The sequence below is a fragment of the Streptomyces sp. CB01580 genome (assembly GCF_001905795.1).
Lineage (GTDB): Bacteria > Actinomycetota > Actinomycetes > Streptomycetales > Streptomycetaceae > Streptomyces.
The window spans coordinates 1-6795 of record NZ_LIXJ01000062.1 but is presented as its reverse complement, the minus strand read 5'-3'; the positions used below and the strand labels follow the sequence as shown (position 1 = coordinate 6795).

Sequence of the window (6795 nt, the reverse complement as noted above, 5' to 3'; positions counted from 1 at the left end):
CGGTCGGGTCGGCGTCATCATGCGTGAAGCGTGACGGTCGTGATCTGCCTTCCGGGCATGGCGACGGCCCCGGAATGATCACGTGGTGTGTGCCAGTGCGACAACTCCGAGGCCGTCAGCGGCCCATGCTATCCGTCCAGCCTGACCGATGAGATGTGGGAGATCATCCAGCCGCTCCTTCCTGTGCGTGACCTGCGAAGAGGCGGCGGGGTGCGCAAGTACGGGGATCGGTTGGTGCTCGACTCGATCTTCTACGTGCTGCGCTCGGGCTGCCAGTGGCGGATGCTTCCGCGCGACCTGATGCCCTGGGACGCGGCACACCGCTGGTTCACCAAGTGGCGGCGGGACGGCACCTGGGACCGCGTCCACGACGAGCTTCGCCGTCAGGTGCGGTCGGGGCCGGCCGTGATCCCGAGCCGTCGGCCGCCGTGATCGATGCCCAGTCGGTCAGGACCAGCGAGGGCGGCGAGGCACGCGGATTCGATGCGGGCAAGCGAACACCGGGGCGGAAGAGACACGTGATCGTGGACACGATGGGCCTGCTGCTGGTCGTCGCCGTCACCTCCGCCTCTGTGCAGGACCGGGCCGGAGGCCGCGCCATCCTGGCCCAGTTCGCCGCCGGCTTTCGCACGGTCGGTCTGGTGTGGGCCGACGGCGGATACGCCAACTCTGTTGATTCCACGCTGCTTTCATGGGCCCGCGACGCGTTGGACATCGTCGTCGAGATCGTGAAGCGAACCGACGACGTCAAGGGCTTCAAGGTCCTGCCCCGCCGCTGGGTGGTGGAGCGAAGTTTCGGCCGGCTGGTCCGAAACCGTCGGCTGGCCCGCGACTACGAACGGCTGACCGCGACCTCCGAAGCCATGATCAAGGTGGCGATGATCCGCCTGATGCTCGTCCGGCTCGCCGGGCAGCCATCACGGTGGAGCCATGAATCCCACCGCAAGACCGCCCGAGCCAAGACCGTCGAGGACCTCATCGCAGCGTAATCAACCGGCCACCCGACAGGCTCTGAGAGCGACCGCGCACTTCGCACCGACGGCCGCCACGACCACGCCCGACCGGCGGTGCGAACTGCGGCAGGACGAAGGCTCCTGCCCACAAGCTGATCAGCGGTCGCTCGGCCGGCCTCCGGCGTTCGCTCATGCCCTCCGCCGCCATCCTTCTCGTCCGCGCGTAAGCCGGGCCCGGCACTTAGCGCCGCCGCAGGCGTCCTTGACCGGGTGGCACGTCCCGCACACCACGAGCGGCGGCCCCGGCCGGCAGCGGTGTGTCGCTCGCCGAAATGCCCCACTCTGTTGAACGACGGAGCGAGTGGGGCGACGAGTATCGCTGGTCGATTTCAGAGATCCCCCTCACCGGGGACCACGGCGGCACCGACCCGTCAAACTCCGCGCGGACAAGGCGTACTTCTCCGCCGAACACCTGGTCTGGCTGCGCGAGTGCGGGCTCGTCGCGCGCATCGCGCGGCCCGGCATCGAGTCCGGCGAACGCCTCGGTCGGCACCGCTGGAAGATCGAACGGTCGATCGCTTGGCTCTTCGGCTACCGCCGCCTCACCGTCCGATGCGAACGAAAGGACTCGCACTTCCTCGCCTTCCTCGGCCTGGCCGCCGCCCAATGGCTCAACCAACACCCTCATCCCTGAACTCCGGCGCCGAGCATTCCGATACAGCCCGTGCCGGCACCCACTCGGAAGAGGGCGGCCCCACAGCCGTCGGGCAGGATCAGGGGACGACTGCGCAGCGCCGTGGCATCGAGGCCGACTGCCTTCAGTTCCGCGCGGCACTCACCCTCGGCGCACGGGGGTGGGCGCTGCTGCTGTGTCCGGGCCGGGCCGTTGCGGGAGCAGGCCAGCGGCCCTGTTACTGAGGCCCGGCGTCGCCGGGCTCGATCGGCTGGGCCGTTGCCCTGTCACGGCGGGCTGTTGCTTCGGTGAGGCGGTCCAGGCGTCCGTACAGAGTACGGACGAGGAGGGCCCGGCCCTGGGCGCACCGGACCGTGCCGCACAGTGGGGCGGTGAGGCGGCGTTCGGTGTCTTCGAGGATGAGGTCGGCGAGCGCGCGGGATGGTTGGTCTTCGGGCAGTTGCTGGGCAATGGTGCGCAGGTCGTGGGCGACGGCTCGCACCCGCGCCCGGCCCGCCCTCCCCTGCTCCCTGCCCGCGTCACGTCATCGCAGGGGGCCCGCGATGGCCGCGAGCGCGGCGAGGTGGCGGCGGTAGGCGGCTGTTCCGGCCTCGGTGAGGCGCAGCCAGGTGCGCGGACGGCGTCCGACCTGGCCTTTCTCGACGGTCACCCAGCCTTCTTCCTCCAGGCGGGAGATCTGCTTGGACAAGGCGGAGTCGGTGATCTCCACGAGATCCCGTACATAGCCGAACTCGGCCTTGTCCGTGGCGGCGAGGGCGGCGACGATCGACAGGCGCACGGCCGAGGACAGGAGTGGGGCGAGTGCGTGGCGCGGGTGAGGGGCCTGCCCCGGGCCCGCCGAGGTCTCCGGCGTCATGCGGCGCGTCCTTCCCGCCAGGCCGTCGCGGCGGCAGGCAGTGCGCAGACGAGGGCGGCCGCGGCGGCGAAGGCGACGCTGTCCGCGAAGACCAGGAAGCCGAGCACGAGGGCCACGGCGTAGGCGGCCGTCCAGGCGCCGATCACCCTGAGGTGCACACGCGCGTAGCCGCGTGGCATCACCGGCTGCCGCACGGTGAACAGCGAAAGACCCATGACCACGACGGCGTTCGCGCATGCGCTGACCAGTGCTCCCACCATCCCGTGCCACAGCAGCACGGCGGGAACCACGATCAGCTGCCAGCCGGCGAACATCCACAGATAGCGGACGTACCAGCGGCTTCGCGCCCGCGCGGTCGCCTCGATCCGGGCGACCCCCTTCAACGCCGCGGCCGCGTCAATCTGTTCAGGCACAGCACACCCCTCCGATTGCCGCCGGGGGAATTCCCTTGTCCATCCGGCATCTACTTTCCATGTTAGCAAGTACTTGCCGAAGCGGGTAACGGACCTCGGTGGCACGGACGAGCACGCCGTCACCCGCGGGCGGTGGCTCCACCGGGCTCCGGACCCACAGGCCGCGCAACCTGGGAGTACGGGTCCGCACACCACCCCGGCACACGTCATCTGGCACCGCATCAGCACGCACGTACCAGCCGGGCCAGTGCCGTCGACGTCGCGCTCCACACCACAGCGCCCGTCGACGCGCTCATCCCCGACCACCCCGAAGTCGACTGGAGCAGCTGCGCGCGGTGGGGAAAGGCCGGCGCTCACCACTCGCGGCTCTCTGTCCGCAGGCCGTCCGACAGGTGGTGCGGCGTCACTCGACGGGGTGCAGGTCTTCCGCGTGGTGTCGTCCGCCCCCTTCGGAGGACCGTGCCCGTGCCGTGTGTCGCCCCGCTCGGCCGGCCTTCCCTCAAGTCCCCTCCCCCGGTTGATCCCGGAGCAGCAGAATCGGGAGTGTCGACGCAGCCGCGGTACGGGAGGACAGGAACTTATGGGGATGCAGGACGTGGGTGCGGGCGCAGAACGTCGCCTACGGCAGTCGGACTGTGCGTGCGGACACCATCGTGCAGGTCAAGTGGGACCGTAGCGCTCCCGAGCACCTCACCTTGGTGGTCACCGGCGGCGACGAGGTCCACCACCAGGTGCGCCCTTACGGATCGAGGGTCATGCCGCTCAGGGAGGAGGGCGGCACCGCGCTGGCCGCCAACCCAAACTGACCAGGTAAAACGCCCCTGACCAGCAAAAACACAGGCTGAACCGCCTCGCCCACAACCACCTTGAGGCCAGCGCCACACTCTCGACAACCGCCAGGGTGGCGGTCGTGCAGGGTGAAGACCTCGGCCGGTGGGTCACCGCGCAGCAGCACGGGTGGGAGCAGCTCGTGGCCGCACAGCAGTGGCTGCTGGAGAACACCCTTGGACTTGGGCCGGCCGAGACGGTAGGGCGGCCCGTGCCGCGGGCGCAGGACGCGAAGTGGGCCGCGAACCTCGCTGCTGCCCGCCAGTTCCACGCCCGTGAAGGGCACCTGAAAGTACCTCGCAAGCACATCGAACACCTGGAGGCCGAGACGGACCCGTCAAGCCGTCAGAACGGCGCTGACGGGGTTGTGGAAGTCAAGCTCGGCACCTGGCTCGACAGCAATCAGCAGGACGTATGCGGGGATGTGATGGCTGCGGACTCACGGTGCAGGTCCCCCACGCCCCGAAATCCCGGGCAGTCGGCCCACCCCCGCGCTCGATGCGAAAGAGGTTCTGGCGGCGCCGGTGAACCTCTGGTGCAGACACCGACGGGCCGTACAGGACACTCTGTACGGCCCGTCGTCGGCGGCCCGATCCTGACCGCCTCACGCCCGCCACTTGCCCGGACGGCGCCGGGTCCGACACCCCGGGAGCGGGAGTCGCGGCTTCCCGCCTGGTGAGCTGCACCGGCCTCCTGTAGCTGGAGGATCTACGGGGCATAGGTGGGCGAGGCAGGGGTGGTCATGTGTCGGACCGCCGCCATCGTCCGAAGACTCTGAAGCGTCGAGCCGGTTCTCGCTCTTCGTCGAGGACCGGCTCGACACCAAGCCCGGAGGTGCCCTACGAATTCAGGTTCACCATGAGGTGCCAGTTGGTCGTGGTAGTGCTCGGCTTGCAGAACCAGTCGCGGTAGACGCCAGCCCTCCCGAACGACTTGCACGCGTTCTCGGTCTTGAAGGTACCGATGTCGGTGTACGTCGCCGTGGCCTGGGAAGGCGTGAATGCTGCCTGTGCGGTGGCGGCTGTACCACCCGTCAGCAGGACAGCTCCCAGCGCTGCACCGGTCAGAGCGTGGCGTATACGCATGTTCGACTCCTTCTGGTCACTCCTGTAAAGGGGACGCGGGCCGAACGGCAAAAGAGCTGTTCTGCGGCCCCCGCTTTCGTGGTGGAACAAAGGTGCATGACCAGGCTTCGGGAAACCTGTAGCAAACCTTGAATCCTCTGATGGCACGCTCCCGATCGCCACCACGACCGGACCAGGCATCGGAACGGCACTGCCGCGTGCGCAGGCTCACCGTGGCCAGCCGCCTGAACACACGCCCCGCGCTCAACAGAGCTGTACGAAGTCACCGAGGACGGCACGGGCAGCATGGAACTGCGCCTGGTGGACATCGCACCCGAGGGGGCCGCGGGCGGCTGGTACGCCGGGCCGCCCGAGCTGCACGGGGGCGACCCGGTCGAAACACCGAGGATAGAAGCCGACCCCGACCGGCTCACCATCACCCGCGACGGCGTCATCGTCCACCAGGGCCACCACGCACTGCCCCGACCCGACACCACCGACCCCCGGCCGGACGCCAGGCGCGTTCGCGCTGTCCCTGATCAGGACGACGGCCCTCGATAAAGCCACCCGGCACGCTCCGGGCGCGGACGGACCACCGCCGGCCAACTGGGAGCTGCACCGCACGCTGGCGCAAACGCTGGAGAGCCGGCAGGAGGACGGCACGCTGCGCGAGAGGTGATCAAAGGACGCGAGCCAGTGCGTCCGGCCCCACGAAGTGCAATGGTGGATCGCCGCGCAGGAACCGCAGCACCTCCTCCACGGCACTTGCGCCGAGCCGCTGACGGCACTCGGCGGTGCCCGCCGCCTGATGAGGAGTCAGCAGAACGTTCGGCAGTTTCCGGAACAGGTGGCGGACCGACAGTGGTTCGGTGTCGAAGACGTCGATCGCCGCGTCCAGCCGGCCCGACGACAGCTCGGCCAGCAGCGCGTCCTCGTCGACGAGCCAGGAACGGGCGGTGTTGACCAGACCGGCGCCGTCGGGCATCAGTGCCAGTTCGCGCGCACCCAGCATGCGCCGGGTCTCGGCGGTGGCAGGGGCGTGCACGGCGACGATCCGGCTGCCACGGAGCAGTTCGTCCAGCGGGACCACCCGTACCGCGAGCCGCTGTGCGTCCTCGGCCGTCAGATACGGGTCGGTGACCGCGACCTGTGCCCCCAGTGCCCTCGCCAGCTCGATGTACGCACGACCGGTGCGGGACGCTCCGATGACGCCGATCGCACAGCCCTGGATCTCGTGCCGCGGCGGGGCCTGGCCGGCCTCGTCCCAGTCGGCTCCGCCGCGCAGCGCGTGGTCGAAGCGGTGGATGCGGTGCAGCAGGGCGAGGGTGAACGCCAGGGCCACCTCGGCGACCGGGCGTGCCATCGCGTCACCGGCCTGGGTGACGAGGATCCCACGCCGGAAGACTTCCTCGGTGACGTACGGGGCGACCGCCGATCCGGTGTGGGCGACGATCGCCAGTCGGTCAGCGACGTCGAGGAGTTCCTCGCTGAGGCGGGGCGTTCCCCAAGCGGTGATCAGGGCACGGGCACCGGGCAGCGCCGCACCGAGTGCGTCCCGGTCGGTGTGCTCGTCGAGGACGGCCGGCTGCGCCGCGGCGCAGAGGCTCTGCCACACCGCGGGAGTGAAGAACTGCTCACGAAGGTGCGGGGGTACGGCGACGACGACCCGCGGCAGGCGGGCCGCCCCCGGGTCAGGAGAGCCAGTCATCGACGTGCTCCGCGACGAAGTCGTCGTCGGTGAGCCAGGGGTAGGCCGTGGCGACCCGGGTGATCTCTTCGGCCTGGCCGGGAGACAAGACCTCCTTCGGATCGAGACACCAGATGCCCTCCAACAGACCCTGGCGGCGCAGCACTTCATGGACACCCGCGATACAGCCGCGGAATCCGCCGCGCACGTCGAACACAGCGCTGTTGGCGTCGGTGAGCTCCGGACGGCGGGCGAGGCAGCCGACCATGGCGTCGTGGTCACCGGCGCGTGCCCGCCGGA

The 6795-nt window shown here is 69.7% G+C and carries 9 protein-coding genes and 1 pseudogene; 4 read left to right on the top strand and 6 right to left on the bottom strand.

Annotation, left to right across the window (positions count from 1 at the left end; translation table 11 throughout):
• Positions 1-153: 153 nt before the first annotated feature.
• Together AMK22_RS36750 and AMK22_RS36745 are read left to right on the top strand one after the other, a co-directional pair.
• A protein-coding gene (locus tag AMK22_RS36750; RefSeq protein ID WP_107430733.1) for an IS5 family transposase occupies positions 154-989 on the top strand; the annotation gives its coding sequence in 2 pieces (ribosomal slippage) (positions 154-394 and positions 394-989; 837 coding nt in all).
• Between the two features lie 325 nt (positions 990-1314).
• Positions 1315-1647: a transposase gene (locus AMK22_RS36745; RefSeq protein WP_073792053.1), complete on the top strand. Its 333-nt coding sequence runs from the start codon at positions 1315-1317 to the stop codon at positions 1645-1647.
• Positions 1648-1864: 217 nt separating this feature from the next.
• On the opposite strand, the gene AMK22_RS36740 is transcribed toward AMK22_RS36745, so the two are convergent.
• The 3 genes from AMK22_RS36740 to AMK22_RS36730 are packed head-to-tail and all read right to left on the bottom strand — an operon-like array spanning position 1865 to position 2916.
• Entirely contained in the window at positions 1865-2128 is a 264-nt protein-coding gene (locus AMK22_RS36740) for a hypothetical protein (RefSeq protein WP_073792051.1), read from the bottom strand.
• Positions 2129-2170: 42 nt separating this feature from the next.
• Positions 2171-2503 carry a winged helix-turn-helix domain-containing protein gene (locus AMK22_RS36735; protein WP_073792050.1) on the bottom strand — a complete coding sequence of 111 codons (333 nt, stop codon included), beginning with the start codon at positions 2501-2503 and terminating at the stop codon, positions 2171-2173.
• A complete protein-coding gene (locus AMK22_RS36730; RefSeq protein WP_073792048.1) occupies positions 2500-2916 on the bottom strand; it encodes a hypothetical protein in 417 nt (138 codons plus the stop codon). Before AMK22_RS36730 ends, AMK22_RS36735 begins: the two co-directional genes overlap by 4 nt.
• Before the next feature lie 599 nt (positions 2917-3515).
• Between AMK22_RS36730 and AMK22_RS36725 the strand changes: the two genes are divergently transcribed.
• A complete protein-coding gene (locus AMK22_RS36725; protein WP_073792047.1) occupies positions 3516-3722 on the top strand; it encodes a hypothetical protein in 207 nt (68 codons plus the stop codon).
• Between the two features lie 861 nt (positions 3723-4583).
• On the opposite strand, the gene AMK22_RS36720 is transcribed toward AMK22_RS36725, so the two are convergent.
• Positions 4584-4829, bottom strand: coding sequence for a hypothetical protein (locus AMK22_RS36720; RefSeq protein WP_073792045.1), 246 nt, complete (start codon positions 4827-4829; stop codon positions 4584-4586).
• A gap of 285 nt (positions 4830-5114) precedes the next feature.
• Here AMK22_RS36720 and AMK22_RS36715 point away from each other — a divergent pair, with 285 nt between their 5' ends.
• On the top strand, positions 5115-5369 hold the full coding sequence (locus tag AMK22_RS36715; RefSeq protein WP_073792044.1) for a hypothetical protein: 255 nt from the start codon (positions 5115-5117) through the stop codon (positions 5367-5369).
• Between the two features lie 118 nt (positions 5370-5487).
• Here the strand turns inward: AMK22_RS36715 and AMK22_RS36710 are convergent, their stop codons facing one another.
• The gene (locus AMK22_RS36710) at positions 5488-6516 is read right to left on the bottom strand and encodes a hydroxyacid dehydrogenase (protein ID WP_073792042.1); all 1029 of its coding nucleotides are present in this window, start codon (positions 6514-6516) and stop codon (positions 5488-5490) included.
• Positions 6500-6795, bottom strand: a pseudogene (locus AMK22_RS36705) (dihydrodipicolinate synthase family protein); the annotation flags it as partial. The pseudogene AMK22_RS36705 and the gene AMK22_RS36710, both read right to left, overlap by 17 nt.